15 protein-coding genes are annotated in these 16,212 nt (G+C 45.9%); 3 read left to right on the top strand and 12 right to left on the bottom strand.

What is annotated here, in order from left to right; translation table 11 throughout:
* The 10 genes from M1L23_RS03045 to rpsB all read right to left on the bottom strand — a co-directional run bounded on the left by M1L23_RS03045 (position 1) and on the right by rpsB (position 10,574).
* Positions 1 to 522 carry an OmpH/Skp family outer membrane protein gene (locus M1L23_RS03045; RefSeq protein WP_252625575.1) on the bottom strand — a complete coding sequence of 174 codons (522 nt, stop codon included), beginning with the start codon at positions 520 to 522 and terminating at the stop codon, positions 1 to 3.
* 33 nt (positions 523 to 555) lie between these two features.
* Entirely contained in the window at positions 556 to 3,033 is a 2,478-nt protein-coding gene (gene bamA / locus M1L23_RS03040; RefSeq protein WP_252625573.1) for an outer membrane protein assembly factor BamA, read from the bottom strand.
* 26 nt (positions 3,034 to 3,059) lie between these two features.
* On the bottom strand, positions 3,060 to 4,415 hold the full coding sequence (rseP, locus tag M1L23_RS03035) for a sigma E protease regulator RseP (protein ID WP_252625571.1): 1,356 nt from the start codon (positions 4,413 to 4,415) through the stop codon (positions 3,060 to 3,062).
* Position 4,416: 1 nt separating this feature from the next.
* Positions 4,417 to 5,625, bottom strand: a complete 1,209-nt coding sequence (gene ispC, locus M1L23_RS03030) for a 1-deoxy-D-xylulose-5-phosphate reductoisomerase (RefSeq protein WP_252625570.1) — start codon at positions 5,623 to 5,625, stop codon at positions 4,417 to 4,419.
* A gap of 87 nt (positions 5,626 to 5,712) precedes the next feature.
* The gene (locus tag M1L23_RS03025) at positions 5,713 to 6,576 is read right to left on the bottom strand and encodes a phosphatidate cytidylyltransferase (RefSeq protein WP_252625569.1); all 864 of its coding nucleotides are present in this window, start codon (positions 6,574 to 6,576) and stop codon (positions 5,713 to 5,715) included.
* 15 nt (positions 6,577 to 6,591) lie between these two features.
* Complete coding sequence (gene uppS / locus M1L23_RS03020; RefSeq protein ID WP_252625568.1) at positions 6,592 to 7,353, bottom strand: polyprenyl diphosphate synthase; 762 nt, start codon at positions 7,351 to 7,353, stop codon at positions 6,592 to 6,594.
* Positions 7,354 to 7,435: 82 nt separating this feature from the next.
* Entirely contained in the window at positions 7,436 to 7,957 is a 522-nt protein-coding gene (gene frr / locus M1L23_RS03015) for a ribosome recycling factor (protein ID WP_256473596.1), read from the bottom strand.
* Between the two features lie 57 nt (positions 7,958 to 8,014).
* Entirely contained in the window at positions 8,015 to 8,755 is a 741-nt protein-coding gene (pyrH, locus tag M1L23_RS03010) for a UMP kinase (RefSeq protein WP_252625566.1), read from the bottom strand.
* 94 nt (positions 8,756 to 8,849) lie between these two features.
* The gene (tsf, locus tag M1L23_RS03005; protein WP_252625565.1) at positions 8,850 to 9,725 is read right to left on the bottom strand and encodes a translation elongation factor Ts; all 876 of its coding nucleotides are present in this window, start codon (positions 9,723 to 9,725) and stop codon (positions 8,850 to 8,852) included.
* Positions 9,726 to 9,818: 93 nt separating this feature from the next.
* On the bottom strand, positions 9,819 to 10,574 hold the full coding sequence (gene rpsB / locus M1L23_RS03000; RefSeq protein ID WP_252625564.1) for a 30S ribosomal protein S2: 756 nt from the start codon (positions 10,572 to 10,574) through the stop codon (positions 9,819 to 9,821).
* A gap of 308 nt (positions 10,575 to 10,882) precedes the next feature.
* On the opposite strand from rpsB, the gene map reads away from it, so the two are divergent.
* The 3 genes from map to dapD are packed head-to-tail and all read left to right on the top strand — an operon-like array spanning position 10,883 to position 15,142.
* Entirely contained in the window at positions 10,883 to 11,668 is a 786-nt protein-coding gene (gene map / locus M1L23_RS02995) for a type I methionyl aminopeptidase (protein WP_252625563.1), read from the top strand.
* A 6-nt stretch (positions 11,669 to 11,674) separates the two neighbouring features.
* Complete coding sequence (gene glnD / locus M1L23_RS02990; RefSeq protein ID WP_252625562.1) at positions 11,675 to 14,293, top strand: [protein-PII] uridylyltransferase; 2,619 nt, start codon at positions 11,675 to 11,677, stop codon at positions 14,291 to 14,293.
* A 24-nt stretch (positions 14,294 to 14,317) separates the two neighbouring features.
* Positions 14,318 to 15,142, top strand: coding sequence for a 2,3,4,5-tetrahydropyridine-2,6-dicarboxylate N-succinyltransferase (gene dapD, locus M1L23_RS02985; RefSeq protein ID WP_252625560.1), 825 nt, complete (start codon positions 14,318 to 14,320; stop codon positions 15,140 to 15,142).
* Here the strand turns inward: dapD and truC are convergent.
* Positions 15,139 to 15,894, bottom strand: coding sequence for a tRNA pseudouridine(65) synthase TruC (gene truC, locus M1L23_RS02980; RefSeq protein WP_252625559.1), 756 nt, complete (start codon positions 15,892 to 15,894; stop codon positions 15,139 to 15,141). The two genes, dapD and truC, sit on opposite strands and share 4 nt — an antisense overlap.
* Positions 15,887 to 16,204, bottom strand: a complete 318-nt coding sequence (locus M1L23_RS02975; RefSeq protein ID WP_252625558.1) for a YqcC family protein — start codon at positions 16,202 to 16,204, stop codon at positions 15,887 to 15,889. The genes truC and M1L23_RS02975 overlap by 8 nt, the downstream gene beginning before the upstream one ends.
* Positions 16,205 to 16,212 lie beyond the last annotated feature (8 nt).

Genomic DNA, 16,212 nt, shown 5'->3' with positions numbered 1-16,212 from the left:
TTAGTCGCGCGACATCCGCTCAATAACACGGTTAGTAATATTTAAGCCCGGTTTGGCAAAGGCAATATTACCGGCTTCAAGTACTAAGTCGTACCCTTCACTGTCGGCAATGTCATTCACTACTTGCTGAATTTGACCTAATACACGATTACGCTCTTCGTTACGGCGACGGTTTAACTGTTCGCTCAGCGCTTCACGACGCTCTTGGTATTCCTGGTATTGCTGCTGTAACTGCATGGCAGCTTCTTGCAATTCTTGTTCGGTCATTATGGCTTCGTCGCGTTGCAAACGCTCTTGCAATGCAGTCATTGATGTTTCCATGGTACGTAAACGTTCAGCACGCTCTTGAAATTCCATTTCAATGGTTTTTGCAATATCGCGCGACTGTGGTAACTGTTCAAATACTAAACGAACGTCCACAACAGCAACTTTTATACCTGTCGCCGATTGTGCTTGCGCAACAGGCATGGTGGTTAAAGACACAGCGATGGCAAAAGCCAAGGTAAATACGAGTGATTTCAAAACATCTTCCTCTTCTAAGTAAGTAAATATAATTTAGAACGTTGTTCCAATATTAAAGGTAAACCTGTCTTCCAATTCGGAATCGAGCGACTTAATTGGGAAGCCAAAACTAAAGGTTAATGCTCCCATGGGCGACAACCATTGTAAACTTAAACCATAGGATGCTTGATAGTTTTTCGGCGTACTATAATCCCAGAAAGGTACGTCGCCTACAATTTGTAAGTTTTTATAGTCGTTATAGTTAAACTCCGTATCCCACACTGTACTTACGTCAATAAAGGCGCTAGTACGAACCGTATTCTGCGCTTGATCACCCGCAAATGGCGTTGGGAAGATAAACTCCAAACTACCGTTCAACATGGCGTTACCGCCAAGTGAACTGCGGCGTGCTACTTCAATGGTATCGAACTCTGGACCCAAAGCAATTTGCGTAGGGTTACCATTTTCGTCTGGTGGGCCTTGAATAAAGGTTGCCCGACGCATTAACCCACGCGGCCCTGTACGGTTAGGTTCGAAGCCACGCAAGGTGTCGGCCCCACCGCCATAAAAGTTTTCCCAAAAAGGCAGCGTATATTCAAAATCGCCGTCTTTACCATAACCATTCCCATAACCTGCTCGGAAGCGAGCAAGGCCCACGTACTTGTGGTTTTTGTCTAGCGGCAAGTAATAGCGAAAGCGATATTCGGCACGGAAGTACTGTAAGTCACTACTTGGTGCTGTTACTTTTACACTTAAACGGTTTTCTGTACCTGCGGTTGGAAACACCCCACGGTTAAGGGTAATACGCGACCACGCAGCTGTGGCATAGAAGGTATTAAAGTTCAGTGCCTCGTCTGTCGAGCTTTGTTCAGTATAGCGTTCATAAAAATCAATTATTTGGTCATAGGGGTTTAACTGCGTAATTCCCGTGCTAGAAAACCCAAGGCCAAAGTTTAACCGGTTATACTCGTTCACTGGAAAACCAAGGTCGAAAGCTAAACCCCAAGACTTCTGGTTAAACTGCTGCAAGTTGGCTCGGCCCGCGTCAAACTCACTAAGGTTAAGGCTACCGCCTAAACTTACCCCATCGTCGGTAAAGTAGTTGTCGCGATAACTTAATTGCAAATTCCGCTGGTAACGGTTGGTATCGATAGTGAAGCCCACTTGGTTACCGCTACCTAAAAAGTTTTCCTGACTAACAGCCGCATTCAGGCTTAGCCCAGCAAAGTCGCCATAACCAATACCTGCACTTATGGTGCCCGAAGGTTGTTCCTTCACCTTATAAATAATATCAACTTGGTCAGCTTGGCCTGGAACAGGTATTGTTTCTACGTCTACTTTTTCAAAGTAACCTAAACGCTCTAAACGTACCTTACCGTTTTCAACCAACAGATCTGACAGCCACGAGCCTTCAATTTGGCGCATTTCTCGACGCAGTACTTCATCGCGCGTGGCATCGTTGCCTTGGAAACTAATACGACGTACATAAACTCGTTTACCAGGATCAATCATGATCGACAATTCTACGGTTTTATCCTCATCGTTAATGTCGGGCACGCTGCGTACTTCAGTATGTGCATAACCCATACGACCAAAGTAACGTTTTATTGCTTCTTCTAACGCTGTAATGTCGGCCTGGTTGTAGCGTTTGCCTTCTATTAACTTTCCGAAGTTTTCAATCCAGTCGCGATGCTGCTGCAAGTCGCCAAGAATAGTGGTTTTAGTAACGTCGTATTGTGTACCCTCATTAATATTTAAGGTGACATAAATACGCTCAAGCTCTGGTGTAATGGCAACTTGCACCGAGTCCATCTCAAAACGTAAGTAACCATTATTTAAATAAAGTGACTCAATATTTTCTAAGTCGCCCACCAGCTGTTGTTGTTGGTAGTTACGCTTGCTGAAAACACCCCACCATGGAATTTTGTCGGTGAGCTCCATTTCACGAAGAATTTGTTCGCGGCTAAACACGGAATTACCAATTACGTTAATTTGAGCAATTTCTGCCGCATCGCCTTCTTCAAAGTCAAAACGAATTTCTACCCGGTTACGTGGCAAGTCAATAATACGCACGTTTACCTTAGCGTTATACTTACCAACACTGTGATAAAACTCTTCAATACTTTTGGCCAAGCCTGTTGTTACGGTACGGTCGAGTGACTCGCCCTCGGCTATGCCGTTGTTTTTCAAACTGTCGAGTAACTGATCGTCTTTAAGATCTTTATTACCTTTCAGTTCTATAGAACTTATGGTTGGCCGTTCACGCACCACCACTACTAATGAATTACCTTCTCGCTCAACTATAATGTTGTCGAAATGGCTAGAAGAATAAAGCTCTCGAATAACATTACGAATAAGCTCTTGGTCCACTTCATCACCCGCACGCACCGGAATGTATGTAAGTGCCGCACCAAGCGCAACGCGCTGTAAGCCACGAACTCGAATATCGTCTACTACAAAGGTATCTGCAGCTACAAGCGAACTTCCAGCTCCAAATAACACAGCGCCCACTACCAACTTTCTCAAAGTCATGAAAATACGTCTTATTGTCAGAAAATTTAAGGTAATAGTCGGTTAATATCGTTAAACACGGCGACTATCATCAGCATAAGTAAAAGCATAAGTCCGATTTTAACACCGAACTCTTGAATTCGTTCGGGTACTGGTTTCCCGCGTACCCATTCCACCACATAAAATAACAGGTGGCCCCCATCCAACATAGGAATAGGAAGTAAATTTAGTACTCCTAAGCTCACGCTTATTAAAGCCATAAAGCTTAAAAAGTAAACTAAACCATAGCTAGCATGTGCTCCTGCTCCTTGAGCTATTCCAATAGGGCCACTAAGGTTATTTATCGCCACGTCGCCAACAATAAGTTTCTTTACCATTGACAAACTAAGGCCCATTAACTCCCATGTGCGCCCTACTCCACCTACAAAGGCACCTACTGGGCCATACTGTAAGTTGAAGCGATACTCTTCTGGATAAGGTGTTTCAGTTGGCGCTATACCTAAATATCCAACGTTACTGTACTCACCTTCAAGTGCACCAATAATAACCGGTAACTCTATAACTTCACCATGCCGTTCAATAAGCAACAGTGCCGATTTATTAGGTTGCTCACCAATGAAGCTTCTTATTTGTTCCCAATCTTGCGTGTGAGTTCCATTAAAGCCAATAATTTTATCGCCAATTAATATTCCCGCTGCAGCAGCAGGAGAGCTTTCTGCCACCCAGGCCACGGTACTTAAGACTTCCGGTCGGTATACATTAATGCCCAAACTAGCTAGCGTACTTTCTTTATCTGGATCAAAATTCCATTCCGTTAGGTTTAATACATGGCTCGACTCTATACCACCGGCGGTACGCACGGTAATTTCTGTGCTTGCATCGCCTAACCGGGCAACTAATCGAAGATTAACGTCTTGCCAGTCTTGTACCGAGCGACCGTCTAAAGCAACCACTTCTGTACCTGCTTGCAAACCCGCCTGTGCCGCCAAACTATTCGTATCAATTGCACCAATAATAGGCCGAACGGAAGGCACCCCTATCATTAGCATGAGCATTAATGCAGCAATAGAAAAAATAAAATTAGCCACTGGCCCGGCAACGACTATTGCCATGCGCTGGCGTACTGATTTGGCCCGAAAACTTTGGTGTAGGTCAGCAGTATCGGTTGGGTCTACCTCATGGTCGAGCATACGTACGTAGCCGCCAAGCGGAATCATAGCCAATTGGTATTGAGTGCCGTCTTTGCCGTGCCATTTCACTAACGGTTTACCAAAGCCGATAGAAAAAGTAAGCACCTTCACACCACAACGGCGGGCCACCCAGAAGTGGCCAAACTCGTGAAAGGTAACCACTAAGCCAAGGGCAATTACAAAAGCACCGACCGACCAAAAAAAACTTTCCAACTTACCACCTTTGCCTAATAACAGATTGCGCTTGCTCGCGAGCTGCTTGATCGCACGCCAGTACCGCTTCAAGCGACGTTACTGGGCCAATAACCGCGCCAGTGCGTGATAATACCTCAGCGCAAACTTCAGCAATACCAGTAAAAGGAATAATTCCTGCTAAAAAGCGTGCAACGGCCACTTCATTGGCCGCATTTAATGCTGTGGTTGCTGCTTGACCTTCCCAGCAGGCGTCCATTGCTAATTGCAAGCAGGGAAAACGCTCTGCTTCTGGCGCGGCAAAACTTAACTGCCCCACTTGCATAAAGTCGAGTGGGGCAACTCCGCTTTCAATTCTATTCGGATAGCTAAGCACATGTGCAATAGGGGTACGCATGTCGGGCGCACCCAGCTGTGCGATAACCGAGCCATCTAGATATTGTACCATGGAGTGAATCACGCTTTGCGGGTGAATTACCACTTCAATTTGCTCCGGCCGACAATTAAACAACCAACGCGCCTCAATATATTCCAGCCCTTTATTTAGCATGGTGGCCGAATCGACAGATATTTTTTGCCCCATCGACCAATTTGGATGTGCACAGGCGGCGGCGGGTGTTTGCTTAGCTAGTTCGGTTAGCGGCAGCGATAAAAACGGACCACCCGAGCCAGTTAATAAAATTTTATGAATGCCATAGTGCTCTAACGCCACCTGCCCCGCTTGTTGCTGAACTTGGTCTGGTAAAGCTTGAAAAATAGCATTGTGTTCACTGTCTACGGGCAGCACTTGAGCATGATGCTCTTTGGCTGCATCCATAAAAATTTGGCCACTCATAACGAGCGCTTCTTTATTAGCTAACAACACACGCTTGCCAGCTTTTACCGCAGCTAAAGTGGGCAGCAAGCCCGCAGCGCCTACAATAGCTGCCATAACCACGTCAACTTCATTGGCGGCGGCAACACTAGCAAGGGCTGCTTCACCTTCTTCAACGGGAATATTTAATTGCTGTGCGGCAAGGGCTAAGCGCAATTCTGCCGCTGCGGCTGGTAACGACATAACTATAACTTCAGGCTGGAACTTTTGCGCCAACGCCAACATGCCTTGCACATTACTACAGGCAGTTAACGCAAATACGCTATAGCGCGAAGGATGCCGAGAGATGACATCTAAGGTGCTTAAGCCAATTGAACCGGTTGCACCTAATAAAGTAATTCGCTGTGGCCTACTCATGGTTATCCAATTTATTTTCTGCCATGAGTGGTTGTTTAATAAGATCTAGGCTAATTTTTTCAAGCCTAGCTGTTGTGCGCTTTAACATTAATGAATCAGCCATAAGTAGCCAAGTAAAAACACCGGTAGTGCCGACGTTAAACTGTCAATACGGTCAAGCAAACCGCCATGACCAGGTAACAGTGAACCACTGTCTTTCACCCCTGCACAGCGTTTAAACATGCTTTCATTAAGGTCACCAATTACCGATAACACCACCGTTAAAATACTCACCAGAAAGAATGCGGTTAACTTATCGCGTGGAATTTCCACATAAGAGGCTACGGCAATCATAACCACTAATGCTAACGCCAACCCACCAAGAAAGCCTTCTTTTGTTTTGCTTGGGCTTACTTCAGGCATAAGTTTGTGTTTGCCAAAACGTTTGCCGCTAAAATAAGCACCAACGTCGGCAGCCCAAACCAACGAGAAAATAAACAATACCACCCACGAGCCAAAATGAGGGTCGCTGTGGTAATGCAGTGTACGCAAGCCCATTAATGCCGACCATGCGGGCACCAGCATAAACACGCCAATTAAGGCTACAAACGCACGGCTTTTTGCCCATATGCAACGACTACGGGGAAAATTGCACACTAATACAAACGAAGCAGCCCACCAAATACCGCCAATAATAACGGGGTATAAATAGGCTTGAGAAAGGCCTTCTGCCGTCCAAATTTGTTCAATGGGCATGAGCCAAGCCGTTAGCCCTATCAGCCCCGCCACTCCTGCACAGTAAAGTAAGCGGCCGGCAATACGGTGAACACCCATTAACGGCGACCATTCCCAGGCTGCCATTACTAATACAATTAAGCTTGCCCAAGCAAACCAATAAAGCGGCAACAAAAATATTGCACATAAAGCCAATGGAATTAACACGCTGGCTGTTGCTAGTCGTTGTTTTAACAAGAATAGTTCCTCATTTTAAGTACTTGCCAGCATTTGTTCTCGTTGTTCGCTGGTCAAGCCAAATCGCCGTTCTCTTCGCATAAAGCAGTCTATTGCTTCGGCGAAAGCATGGTCATCAAAATCAGGCCATAACACTTCGGCGAAATATAACTCTGCATAGGCTAGTTGCCACAGCAAGAAGTTACTGACTCGCATATCGCCACCGGTTCTGATTAGTAAATCAGGAGGGGCCACATCGGCTAATGAAATAACACTGCCTAATGTGTCTTCTGTTATATCTTCAGGGTTAATTTCGCCTGCCAGCACTTTTTTTGCAAGTGTTTGGCAGCCATTCACAATGTCCCAGCGGCCACCATAATTTGCCGCCACGTTAAGTACTAAGTCGGTATTGCCGGCCGTTGCTGCTTCGGCTTTGGTTATATGCTCTTGCAATCGTCGGCTGAAACGAGAAGTGTCGCCAATAATACGTAGTCGCACGCCATTTTTATTCAGTTGCGGCACTTCTCGTTTCAGTACGTTGATAAATAATTCCATTAGCACAGTAACTTCAGCACTAGGGCGACCCCAGTTTTCGCTACTAAAAGCAAATAGCGTTAGCGCCTCAATACCATTGCGGCGAGCAAAAGCTACGGCCCTGCGCACAGCTGATGCGCCAGCTTTGTGCCCGAACGTTCTACTTTTGCCGCGTTGTTTAGCCCACCTGCCGTTACCATCCATAATAATGGCAACATGGCGAGGAAGGCCTACTAAAACTTGGTTTGTATCCGTACCTGTCATAGGTTTCTTTTCATTAAAAAATAAACGCCGCGCAAGTATACCTTACACGGCGTAAGTCTCCAACGAGTGCGCTGGCAAGTGATTAAACTTCCAACAACTCAGCTTCTTTTTGGCTTAAGATGCTGTCTATTTGTTTCACTGCTTCATCGGTTAGCTTCTGAATGTCGTCTTGCCCACGGCGCTCATCGTCTTCAGCAATTTCTTTGTCTTTCAATAGCTCTTTTAATTCGTTATTAGCGTCGCGGCGTACGTTTCGAATGGCCACCCGGCCACCTTCTGCTTCACCACGAACAACACGAATCAAATCTTTACGGCGCTCTTCCGTTAACATGGGTAGCGGCACTAAAATGCTCGTTCCAGCTGAAACAGGGTTTAGCCCTAAGTCAGAACCCATAATTGCTTTTTCAACGGCTGCGGTTGAGCTTTTATCAAAAATAGTCAGCGCTAATGTACGCGAATCTTGTACGGTTACGTTAGCCAGTTGTCTCAATGGGGTTGGCGTACCGTAATAAGGCACCATAATTGAGTCGAGCAAGCTTGGGTGCGCGCGGCCTGTGCGTACTTTTGCTAATTGGTTTTGCAGTGACTCAACGCTTTTCTGCATTCTTTCTTTGGCATCGGCCAGAATTGTATTAATCACGTTTATTCCTCTTAAGGCGTCTTAACTTTTATCGTGCAGACGAGTAATTAGTGTACCTTCATCTTCACCCATAATCACGGATTTCAATGCGCCTGGTTTATTCATATTAAAGATTCTGATTGGTAAGTTATGATCTCGAGCCAAAGTAAAGGCGGCTAAGTCCATAACCTGAAGCTCTTTGCTTAATACGTCACTATAATCGAGTACATCATAAAGAGTAGCGTCAGGGTTTATCATTGGGTCTTCACTATAAACGCCATCTACTTTGGTTGCTTTAATAACCACATCGGCTTCTATTTCAATGCCACGCAAACAGGCTGCAGAATCGGTGGTGAAGAAAGGATTACCTGTGCCGGCAGAAAAAATAACAACTCGGCCCGATTTCAGCAAGCTAATTGCTTCAGCCCAACTGTAACGATCGCATACGCCCGCTAAGTCGATAGCCGACATAAGGCGTGCATTCACATAGGCACGATGAAGTGAGTCGCGCATCGCAAGGCCATTCATAACTGTTGCCAACATACCCATGTGGTCGCCTACAACACGGTTCATACCCGCTTCAGCTAGCCCTTTACCACGAAAAATATTACCACCACCGATCACTACACCAACTTGCACACCTAGTTCAAGAATTTCTTTTATTTCCTGAGCCATTCGGTCCAACACACGGGCGTCTATGCCAAAAGGTTCGTCGCCCATTAAGGCTTCACCACTTAGTTTTAACAGTATTCGTCGGTAGGTCGGTTTCGGATTGGTACTCATGTGTTGGCTTCCCTATTTTCAGTCAAAAAAAACCGCGCCGACTAAGGTCAGGCGCGGTGTAGTTCTTTATGGTATTGCGTGAATAATCACGACCTTAACCTTTTGCTGCAGCTACCTGAGCTTGAACTTCAGCAGCGAAGTCGTCTTCTTTACGCTCAATACCTTCACCCACTTCAAAGCGAATGAATGAAACAACGTCGGCGCCTGCTTCTTTAAGTAATTCACCCACTGTCTTGCTAGGGTCTTTTACAAACGGCTGGCCCGTTAGACTAATTTCGCCAGTGAATTTGTTCATCCGGCCTACAACCATTTTTTCAGCAATTTCTTTAGGCTTGCCTGACTGCATAGCAATATCTACTTGAATATCGCGTTCTTTTGCAATCACTTCGGCATCAACGTCTTCTGGTTTAATAAACTGTGGCGCACTTGCAGCAACGTGCATAGCAATGTCTCTTGCTAGCTCTTCGTTACCACCCGTTATCGCTACAGCAACACCAATACGGTTGCCGTGTACATATGTGCTTACCAAGTCACCTGCTTCAATTGTACTAACACGGCGAACATTCATGTTCTCACCGATTTTAGTTACTAAAGTAGCACGGGCTTCTTCAACTGTTGCATCACCAATACTGGTAGCAAGTAAAGTTTCAACGTTGTTTTCACGGTTAGCAAAAGCAGCATCAATTACTTTTTTACCGAATGCTAGGAAGCTAGCATCACGTGCAACAAAGTCAGTTTCGCAGTTTAATTCTACTAAGGTAGCTACGTTACCTTCTGATTTCGTTAAAATTACACCTTCAGCGGCAATACGACCTGCTTTTTTAGCAGCTTGTGCTTGACCACTTTTACGCATGTTTTCAATGGCTAATTCCATATCGCCATTCGCTTCTTCAAGCGCTTTTTTACAGTCCATCATGCCCGCGCCAGTGCGCTCGCGCAGTTCTTTTACCATTGCAGCGGTAATTGCCATGATTTAGTCCTCAATACGTCAGAATTCTTGAAACAGCCCAGTGTTGATACTTAATGTAGCAACACTGGGCCACGAGTTCGCTAATAAACAGCCTTATTCAGCGCTGGTTTCTGCGTCTTCTGCAGGAGCTTCAACGAAGTCGTCTGCTTCGCTTACTTCAACACCGCTTTTTTGGCGGCCTGCAGTAATTGCGGCAGCAGCAGCATTCAAGTACAGCTGAACAGCACGAATAGCGTCATCATTCCCAGGGATAACGTAGTCTACGCCATCTGGGTTTGAGTTCGTATCAACCACAGCAATAACAGGAATACCTAAGTTGTTTGCTTCTTTAATAGCAATGTGTTCGTGATCAGCGTCGATAACGAATAAAGCATCAGGCAAACCACCCATATTCTTGATACCACCAAGACTTTTTTCTAGCTTCGCCATTTCACGCGTTAAGGTTAGCGCTTCTTTCTTGGTTAGCTTGTCAAAAGTACCGTCTTGGCTTTGCGTTTCTAAGTCTTTCAAACGCTTGATCGACTGACGAACTGTTTTCCAGTTAGTCAACATACCACCTAACCAGCGGTGCTGAACGTAGTACTGACCACATGCTTGCGCAGCAGCTTGTACTTGCTCAGACGCAGCACGTTTAGTACCAACAAAAAGTACTTTACCGTTGTTTGCACCGATATGACCTACGAAGTCCAATGCTTTATTAAACATAGGAACTGTAGTTTCAAGGTTGATGATATGGATTTTGTTTCGTGCACCAAAAATGAAAGGCTTCATTTTTGGGTTCCAGAAACGAGTTTGGTGGCCGAAGTGAACACCAGCTTTGAGCATGTCACGCATTGACACGTTTGCCATAATAAATTTTCCTTTTAAGGGGTTAGGCCTCCATACACCCCATGCCACGACCCATTAAAGAGCACCCCGCAGCATGTGTCGGTGTATGTGTGTTAATTACTAGTTTAGTGCTTGCGATTGCTCGTTATAACCACAGCAACAATACTGTATTGTACGCTAACTGTGTTGTAATACACGAGAACCTGAAACAAGCGGCGCGATTTATACCATAACCAGCCCGCCAATACAAGCCAGATGCGCAAGCAGAGCGAATCTGCTAAACTACATCGCATTGTTTTTCTTCACCCTAATATATTTAAAGGTAGTACATGGCTGCAATTATTAAAACCGCCGATGAAATCGAAAAAATGCGGGTTGCCGGTCGCTTAGCGGCCGATGTGTTAGAAATGATCACCCCTTACGTTCAAGCCGGCGTAACCACCGACGAACTTAACACCATTTGTCACGATTACATTGTTGCTCACGACGCTTACCCAGCACCGCTCAATTATAACGGTTTTCCAAAGTCTATTTGTACCTCAGTCAACCATTGTGTGTGCCACGGCATACCGAACGATAAAAAATTAAAAGACGGCGACATTATTAATATCGACGTGACTGTACTTAAAGACGGTTACCACGGCGACACCAGTAAAATGTTTGTGATTGGCGAAGGCTCAATTTTAGCTAACCGATTAATTAAAGTAACCCAAGAAGCCTTATACCGGGCTATTAAAATGGTGAAGCCAGGTGCACGCTTAGGCGACATTGGCGCTAATATTCAAGCCTATGGTGAAAGCTTTGGTTATTCTATTGTACGTGAATACTGCGGCCATGGTATTGGCGCTGAATTCCATGAAGAGCCACAAGTATTGCATTATGGCCGCCCGGGTACCGGCGTGGAGCTACAAGCGGGTATGTGTTTTACCATTGAACCTATGATTAACGCCGGTAAGCCGCACACTAAATTACTTCGCGACAACTGGACCGTACTTACCCGCGACCGCAGTTTAAGCGCCCAATGGGAGCATACTTTGTTAGTAACAGAAACTGGTGTAGAAGTATTAACCCTACGTAGCGACGAAGACTTGCCCCGCGTTATTGAGGTTGCATAGGCCTATATGACTACTGCTGCGCCACTTGTTTTTCGCCCGCAGTGGCCTGAACAAATAGGCCCAATTGGGCCGTGGCGCGAACAACTGGCTGGTTATAATGCTTGGGCCAATGAACAGTTCAGCACCGCCAATATAGATGCTTTAGTAAAAGATCGAGCACATTTTTTCGATCAGTTACTCACCCATGCCTGGCAGCTTTTAAAATTAGACCAAGCACCGTTAGCTCTCGTTGCCATTGGCGGCTATGGCCGAGCCACGTTGCACCCTGGCTCTGATATTGATCTGCTTATTTTGTTTACCAACCCCTTAACCCCAGCCCAAGAACAGCATATTAGTCAGTTTATAACCTTGCTTTGGGACTTACACCTTGATGTGGGCCATGCGGTACGAACCGTAGCCGACTGTATGCTACAAGCTGCTGCCGACATTAGTATTGCTACCAGTTTAATAGAAAATCGTTATTTAGCTGGGTTACAGCCGCTAAGCAAGGCATTAAATAGTGCTGTAGCAATGCAGTTTCCTTGGCATAGTAATAATTTTTATCAAGCCAAGCGCGAAGAGCAGCAACTACGCCACCAGAAGTTTCATAGTACGCTGTATAATTTAGAGCCTAATATAAAACGCTCTCCTGGTGGCCTACGCGACATTCAAACCATTCATTGGATAGCCAAACAACATTTCAATACTCGGCGCGACGAAAGCTTGGTGGACTATAACTTTATTACCGCCGAAGAATTTATTGAACTGCAAGCCTGCCAAAGTTTTTTATGGCGTATTCGTTATGCGCTGCACATCACTGCCGGTAAATGCGAAGACCGATTATTATTCGACTACCAGCCGGAAGTGGCACTTATGCTGGGTTACGGTAGCGCCGATAAGCGCGCCGTAGAGCGAATGATGAAAGACTACTTTCAAGTGGTGTTAAAAGTAGGCGAACTAAATCGTATGCTGCTGCAGTTTTTTGAACAGGCCATACTCGGCCCCACTGACGCACTACAACCAGAGCCAATCAGTAATAATCTTGGTTTAGCTAACCAACAAATACTTGCAACCAACGACAAAGCCTTTGCAGAGCCCGCAAGTATAATGCGGTTTTTTGTGCTAATAGCGAAAGACAAACGTATCAAGGGCATTCATTCCCATACCATTCGTTTGTTACGCAACGCTCGGGCTCAACTTAGTGCTCCATTGTCTGAAAACCCCGAATGCCGCGCCCTTTTTCGCGAGCTTATTGCCCACCCCAAGGGGTTTGGCCGAGCTTTTGCTCTCATGCACCGCCATGGCATTATGGCTTGCTACCTAAAAGCCTGGGCTAATATTGTTGGCCAAATGCAGTTTGACTTATTTCACGCTTATACCGTTGATGAACATACTTTCCGGCTGATTCGAAACCTGTATCGCTTTACCTTACCAGCGCGTGCGCATGAATTTCCTTTAGCTAGCGAACTAATGCCAACATTAGCCGCACCCGAGCTACTGTTTTTAGCTGGTATTTTTCACGACATTGCCAAAGGTCGCGGTGGTGACCATTCCGAGCTAGGTGCCGTTGACGCTCGTAACTTTTGCCTATTGCACGACTACAGCAACAGCGAAGCCGAATTGGTAGCATGGCTAGTAGAGCACCACTTACTGATGTCGTTAACGGCGCAAAAACGCGATATTTACGACGCCGAGGTAATTCGCGACTTTGCCAATAAAGTAAATACTAAGCAGCGCCTAAGTTACTTATATTGTTTAACCGTTGCCGACATTCGCGCCACCAACACCAACTTGTGGAATAACTGGAAAGCAACCCTGCTAGAGGAGTTATATCGCGCTACTGCCGCTACCCTAAACAACGACGGCGAAAGCACCGTTACAGTGCGGCAACGGCTGCACCATAACAAACAGATGGCGCTTAGCTTATTGTTAAGTGCTGGCTTTAATTCTCTTGATATAAAGCAGTTGTGGGCCCGCTTCACGGCCGATTATTTTTTTCGCCACACACCAGAGCAAATTACCTGGCACAGCCAACATTTAATTCATTTAACAGACGTGCAGTTGCCACTAATTTTAATTGGCGACGAAAACAACCAAGGCACCACCGAAATATTTATTTATCACTTCGAAGAGCCCCATTTGTTTGCCAGTGTTGCCGCTGTGCTCGATGCCCAACACTTAAGCATTCACGACGCCCAAATTTTGAATACCCGCGATGGCTTTATAATGGACACTTTTATTGTGTTGGAGCACGATGGTACCCCTATACAAGACGTGCAGCGCATAGAAGAGGTTCGCCAACACTTGCACGACGTACTTAGAAAACGCCGCCAACCGCCCCGCCAGCACCGAGGGTTGTCGCGCCGCATGAAAAACTTCAAAGTAAATACACGGCTGAAGTTTTTACCGCAAAAAGGTGAACGAAAAACCACCTTCGAACTAATCACCCTTGATCGCCCAGGCTTAATTGCCCGGTTAGCCCGCGTTTTTCAACAGCAACATGTTAATTTACTGGCGGCAAAAATAACCACCGTTGGGGAACAAGCTGAAGACTTATTTATTGTTTCTAGCCTTGAAAAAAAAGCATTAACTGAAAACGAGCGTTTAGCCTTGCAACAGGCTATTGTTCAAGAACTTGACCATTAATTGAATTAGTAAAAGGAACCCTCCATGAATTCGTTACAGCACACTATTAATGCCGCCTTTGAACAGCGTGGCGAATTATCTCCTAAAGCGGCCCCTGCTAATATTCGCAACGCCGTTAGCGAAGTGCTAGCTAAACTTGATCGGGGCGAATTACGCGTTGCAGAAAAACAAGGCTCTGAATGGGTCGTGCACGAATGGGTTAAAAAAGCGGTGCTGCTTTCTTTCCGTTTGTACGACAATGAAATAATGGACGGCGCCGAAACCATGTATTACGACAAAGTGCCGAGCAAATACGAAAATTACAGTGCTGCCGACTTTACCAAAGACGGTGTTCGTATTGTGCCCCCTGCTATGGTGCGCCGCGGCAGTTTTGTCGGTAAAAATGTGGTGGTTATGCCTAGTTATATTAACTTAGGCGCCTATGTAGACGAAGGTTGCATGATCGACACTTGGGCAACGGTAGGCTCGTGTGCGCAAATTGGGAAAAATGTACATATTTCTGGTGGTGTGGGTATTGGCGGTGTGCTTGAGCCCTTGCAAGCAAACCCAACTATTATTGAAGACAACTGTTTTATTGGCGCCCGCTCTGAAATTGTTGAAGGCGTTATTGTGGAAGAAGGTGCCGTAATCTCAATGGGCGTTTATATTGGCCAAAGCACCCGTATTTTTGATCGTGAAACCGGTGAAATTCATTACGGCCGAGTACCTGCAGGCTCGGTAGTGGTACCTGGAGCCCTTCCAGCTAAAGACGGTAGCCACTCATTGTATGCGGCTATTATTGTGAAAAAAGTAGACGAACAAACACGCGCTAAAGTAAGTATTAACGAGCTATTACGTAATATCGACTAATCGGCTTTATTAAAAGCCAGCTTAAACTCCTTGGGTGGCGCTTGTTCTAATACAACAGGCGCTCCACTTATAGGGTGGGTAAAACTTAATTTAGTTGCCGCTAATAACAGCCTGTGGCAGTTAAAGTGGCTGCGAAAAAACTCGTTATGGCGACCATCGCCATGCCGCGTGTCGCCTACTATAGGATGCCTTAAATGGGCCAAGTGCCGCCGTAATTGGTGCTTGCGCCCTGTTTCTGGGCTTAGCTGCAGCAACGAATAACGCGTGGTGTCGTGTTTAGTACTTACTTTGTAGGGTAATTCTACCCGCTCAAGGCAAGCAAAGTTAGTTATGGCTACTTGCGCTGCTTTATTTTGCTGGGCATATTTGTCGGCAATTTGGTCTCGCTCTACCTTTAGTGGGTAATCTATACGCCCTTGGTCTGGCGCATAGCCCCGCACCACCGCATGGTAACCACGATGCACGCCCCCTGCAGCAAATTGCTCGCCTAGCAAAGCTGCAACAGACGACGACAAAGCAAACATCAATAAACCCGAAGTAGGCCTGTCTAACCGGTGCACTGGAAACACATGCTGATCAAGTTGGTCACGCAATAGCTGCATGGCAAACCAACGTTCGCGCCGCGCCAAATAAGACCGATGCACTAGCAAGCCGGCGGGTTTATTTATCACCACTAGGTGTTCATCGCGATAAACCAGTGCAAGCTCGCCAAAAGGAAACTGCTCGCTGTCCTGTGGGTGTTCGTTATTCACGAAAAAGTTCATCAAGCTGCCGCAGGGTTAAAATAAGTTGTCGCCGTTCACCCCAACATCCGCGCCAACATTCTGTTGCCATTGGGCTTACGGCAAAACCTCTAGGTAAAGGTAAGTTATGTTGTAGACGATGCTCAAACTCGGGGATCATGATAAACTGCAGCCATTGATGAAATTCCAAGGTGTCAACCGCAAATGGTTCGGTGCTTTGTAGTAATTCCGGCGCTGGTGGCTCTGTTTGCCAAAGCTGCTGCTCTTTTAGCAAAGTACGTAACTGGGTTAACAACGCTGTGGTTTGTTTGGCAAGCACTAGCAAAA

The organism is Aliidiomarina quisquiliarum, from assembly GCF_023922585.1.
GTDB classification, from domain to species: Bacteria; Pseudomonadota; Gammaproteobacteria; order Enterobacterales; family Alteromonadaceae; genus Aliidiomarina; species Aliidiomarina quisquiliarum.
The sequence above is the reverse complement of the archived record's forward strand: the minus strand, read 5'-3'. Positions and strand labels throughout refer to the sequence as shown.

Excerpts from the sequence above, each read along its gene's own strand:
- bamA (WP_252625573.1), bottom strand. The coding sequence starts at position 3,033 with ATGACTTTGAGAAAGTTGGTAGTGGGCGCTGTGTTATTTGGAGCTGGA.
- ispC (WP_252625570.1), bottom strand. The coding sequence starts at position 5,625 with ATGAGTAGGCCACAGCGAATTACTTTATTAGGTGCAACCGGTTCAATT.
- uppS (WP_252625568.1), bottom strand. The coding sequence starts at position 7,353 with ATGACAGGTACGGATACAAACCAAGTTTTAGTAGGCCTTCCTCGCCAT.
- frr (WP_256473596.1), bottom strand. The coding sequence starts at position 7,957 with ATGCAGAAAAGCGTTGAGTCACTGCAAAACCAATTAGCAAAAGTACGC.
- pyrH (WP_252625566.1), bottom strand. The coding sequence starts at position 8,755 with ATGAGTACCAATCCGAAACCGACCTACCGACGAATACTGTTAAAACTA.
- tsf (WP_252625565.1), bottom strand. The coding sequence starts at position 9,725 with ATGGCAATTACCGCTGCAATGGTAAAAGAACTGCGCGAGCGCACTGGC.
- rpsB (WP_252625564.1), bottom strand. The coding sequence starts at position 10,574 with ATGGCAAACGTGTCAATGCGTGACATGCTCAAAGCTGGTGTTCACTTC.
- map (WP_252625563.1), top strand. The coding sequence starts at position 10,883 with ATGGCTGCAATTATTAAAACCGCCGATGAAATCGAAAAAATGCGGGTT.
- glnD (WP_252625562.1), top strand. The coding sequence starts at position 11,675 with ATGACTACTGCTGCGCCACTTGTTTTTCGCCCGCAGTGGCCTGAACAA.
- dapD (WP_252625560.1), top strand. The coding sequence starts at position 14,318 with ATGAATTCGTTACAGCACACTATTAATGCCGCCTTTGAACAGCGTGGC.